This window comes from Clostridium sp. CTA-7, assembly GCF_054768095.1.
Genome location: NZ_BAAAAV010000020.1, coordinates 1 through 3233 on the forward strand (window position 1 = coordinate 1; position 3233 = coordinate 3233).

Consider the following 3233-nt stretch of genomic DNA (forward strand, 5'->3'; position numbering starts at 1 on the left):
AAAAGTTTAATCTCTTTGCTCAAATTACTTTGAGTCTTAATTTTAAGACGTCTAAAAGAATTGCTGGTTTGTTTACTTAACTTATATTCTGTTCAATTTTCAAAGACCATTTTCTTCATCGCCCTCAAGCGACTTTCTTATCTTATCATCCTAATCAACTTATGTCAACATATTTTCTATAATTTTTTAAAATATTTGACGTCTTTTAGGCGATAAATAAATATTATCACTAAAAAACACTTACGTCAACATATTTTTATATATTTTTTAATAAAATTATATTTCTGTTCTAAAAACACTTGTTTTGTAATTAGTTTTTATCTTTATATAAATTTGTATATAAAGATTCTTAATTAGATGTTATCTAAAAATAAACAAATAGTTCTAGATAACATCATTATTATATTTTATTTTTCATGACCTAATGCTTTTACTATTATTAATGCTGTATCTTCAATTGCTCTTTGAGTGACATCTATAGTTCTGCAGCCTAACCTTCTCATTATTCTATCTGCAAAATCAAACTCTTCTAAAATTCTTGCATCACTGGCATATTCTATACCTGTTGGCATCCTATGGAATTTATCTAATCTTCGCTTTCTTATTTCAATTAGCTGCAATGGATTGATTACTAATCCAAATATCTTTTTCTTATCTATCTCAAAAAGTTCATTAGGTATTTCTACTTCAGGCATAAGTGGTATATTTATTGCTTTTATTCCTTTATTAGCTAAATACATACATAATGGTGTTTTAGATGTTCTTGATAACCCTATAAGTACAACATCAGCATTTTTTAATCCTCTATAGTCTTTACTATCATCATATTGCATAGCAAACTCCATAGCTTCAATTCTTTTAAAATAAACTTCATCTGTTTTTCTCATAGCTCCGGGGTTATTGTCTGGCATTTTATTTAATATTGATGATGCAACATTTATAATTGGTCCTAACACATTTACTACTGATATATTCTTTTCTACACACTTTTGTGTTAAGTACTCTCTTACACTAACTGTTATTATTGTAGAAACTATCACACTTTTGTCAGATTCACTTACTTCTCTAATTAGTTCCTCTACATCTTCTAACCCATTTACATATGGTACTCTTTTAACCTCTACCTCACCTTTAAATTGACTCGCTGCTGCTAATGCAACTTGCTCTGCTGTTTCCCCTATAGAATCTGAAACTGCAAAAATTTTTAACAACTCAATCCCCTCCTATGTATATCATTACTTTATTATTTATCTAAATAACGTAAATATTCAGTATTTTCTCTTTAATTATATCAGTATTTAAAATAAATTGTTATACTTATATGAATTTTATATTTATATATGATAAAATCTTAATATCTTAAAGTTTCTCTAGGAGGATAACATGAATAACAAATTTAATAAGGATAAATGGATTACCATCGGGATACTTCCGATAATGTGGCTATTATACTTTGCATTTGAGATTATTACTGGAAGAGTAGATAGTGTTTATACTTTATCACTAAATTTATTATTAACTATTTTATTTGCAGTAACTGGTTGGATAATTTATTTTGTATCTAATAAATATCCTAAAGGCTTCACTAGTAAAATAATATTAATTATTTTTTTCATACTTATGCTAATAGATCAAGGAATAAAGCTAGTGATTAAATTTTTCTTTTTTGATAAATATTTTGAAATTATCCCTAAATTTCTTTCATTTAATCCAATAATAAACACTGATGGTTCTTGGTTAAATGCTAGATTTGGACTTGGAGTTGGATTTTCTGCTTTAATAATATTAAATGGAATTGCATTAGTTCTATTTATAGAACTCTATAGATACTATTTATCTAAAGGAAATAAAGACTTCTGGTCTGATATGTCATTTTTATTTATTATGGCTGGTGCTTTATGTTCATTTATAGATAAAGTATTTTATGGTGGAAGTCTAGACTTTATAGGAATTAGTAATTTATTTATAGCAGATATAAAGGATATGTATATAAATTTAGGAATTTTATTTTTTATAATGTTAATATACACAAAAGGATATTTTAAAGAAGAAGATTCATCAACATTAAATGATGATTTGAACTCTGTAAAGAAATTTTTTAAATTTATGAAAGATGATATATTAAGAAAATAAAAAGAAAGGGACATGTCCCTTTCTTTTTATATATAATGCTAAGCAAGTTCCTATTAAAAAATCACTTCATTAATGAAGTGATTTTTGGTGGCTTACCCGGGAATCGAACCCGGTACACCTTGATTAAAAGTCAAGTGCTCTACCGATTGAGCTAGTAAACCCTATGAACCTGGCAACGTCCTACTCTCCCACACAGTTTCCCATGCAGTACCATCGGCGCTATAAAGCTTAACTTTCCTGTTCGGAATGGGAAGGAGTGTTTCCTTTACGCCATCATCACCAGATATTTTTCTCTCAACAAGAACTTATTATATAGATATATTGTCCACATGTCAACATTTTTTTCAAAATTAATTTATTTTTTTATTATTTAATATAAATTAATTTAAATTTCCCCATAAATGTTTTAATTAAGCTAACTCTAATATAACTTTCTTATTGAATTTTTAAACTTAATATTATACTTTAATTTATAAAATATAATATTGATATTCTATTATAAACTTCTAAACTAGCTTGTTCAGTTTCTAAAACTTAATCTATATAAACATTTTAGATCCATTACTTCTCCAAGATCCTTTTCCCTATTAATATCTATCATAAGCACTTCATTACAAACCTATTGAGTTATTAAACTAAATGCCGTAATAGCTTCAACTAATCCAATCTCTATTATGTCTATTTTTTCGTTTTTAAGTGGCTAATTAATACTTCACTTTAAGTTTTATTTAATTACTTCAATTTTATTTATCTATAAATTATATATTAATATTAGTCTTATATTATTTCGTATAAACTAGATTATAAATATTATTTATTAAATATTAAATATTTTAAAATTTATAAAAAAAAATCCTAAACAAAAGTTTAGGATTTGGTGCGTCATCAGGGGATCGAACCCGGGACACCCTGATTAAGAGTCAGGTGCTCTACCAACTGAGCTAATAACGCATAATAACCTGGCAACGTTCTACTCTCCCACACAGTTTCCCATGCAGTACCATCGACGCTGTAGAGCTTAACTTTCCTGTTCGGAATGGAAAGGAGTGTTTCCTCTACGCCATCATCACCAGATATCAGAGTGTTCTCTGAAAATTGCA

The 3233-nt window shown here is 27.3% G+C and carries 2 protein-coding genes, 2 tRNA genes, 2 rRNA genes and 1 pseudogene; 1 reads left to right on the forward strand and 6 read right to left on the reverse strand.

Annotation, left to right across the window (positions count from 1 at the left end; translation table 11 throughout):
- Positions 1-407: 407 nt before the first annotated feature.
- The gene (locus tag ACYUEX_RS18565) at positions 408-1211 is read right to left on the reverse strand and encodes a pyruvate, water dikinase regulatory protein (RefSeq protein WP_411169163.1); all 804 of its coding nucleotides are present in this window, start codon (positions 1209-1211) and stop codon (positions 408-410) included.
- 172 nt (positions 1212-1383) lie between these two features.
- On the opposite strand from ACYUEX_RS18565, the gene ACYUEX_RS18570 reads away from it, so the two are divergent.
- Positions 1384-2133 (forward strand): signal peptidase II, encoded by a 750-nt coding sequence (locus tag ACYUEX_RS18570; RefSeq protein ID WP_411169164.1) that lies wholly within the window; start codon positions 1384-1386, stop codon positions 2131-2133.
- Between the two features lie 85 nt (positions 2134-2218).
- Here the strand turns inward: ACYUEX_RS18570 and ACYUEX_RS18575 are convergent.
- The 5 genes and pseudogenes from ACYUEX_RS18575 to rrf (ACYUEX_RS18595) all read right to left on the reverse strand — a co-directional run bounded on the left by ACYUEX_RS18575 (position 2219) and on the right by rrf (ACYUEX_RS18595) (position 3207).
- A tRNA-Lys gene (locus tag ACYUEX_RS18575) sits at positions 2219-2294 on the reverse strand.
- A gap of 6 nt (positions 2295-2300) precedes the next feature.
- Positions 2301-2417: ribosomal RNA gene (gene rrf / locus ACYUEX_RS18580) — 5S ribosomal RNA — on the reverse strand.
- Between the two features lie 269 nt (positions 2418-2686).
- Positions 2687-2815: pseudogene (ldh, locus tag ACYUEX_RS18585) on the reverse strand (L-lactate dehydrogenase); the annotation flags it as partial.
- A 193-nt stretch (positions 2816-3008) separates the two neighbouring features.
- A tRNA-Lys gene (locus tag ACYUEX_RS18590) sits at positions 3009-3084 on the reverse strand.
- Positions 3085-3090: 6 nt separating this feature from the next.
- Positions 3091-3207: ribosomal RNA gene (gene rrf / locus ACYUEX_RS18595) — 5S ribosomal RNA — on the reverse strand.
- Positions 3208-3233: the final 26 nt, after the last annotated feature.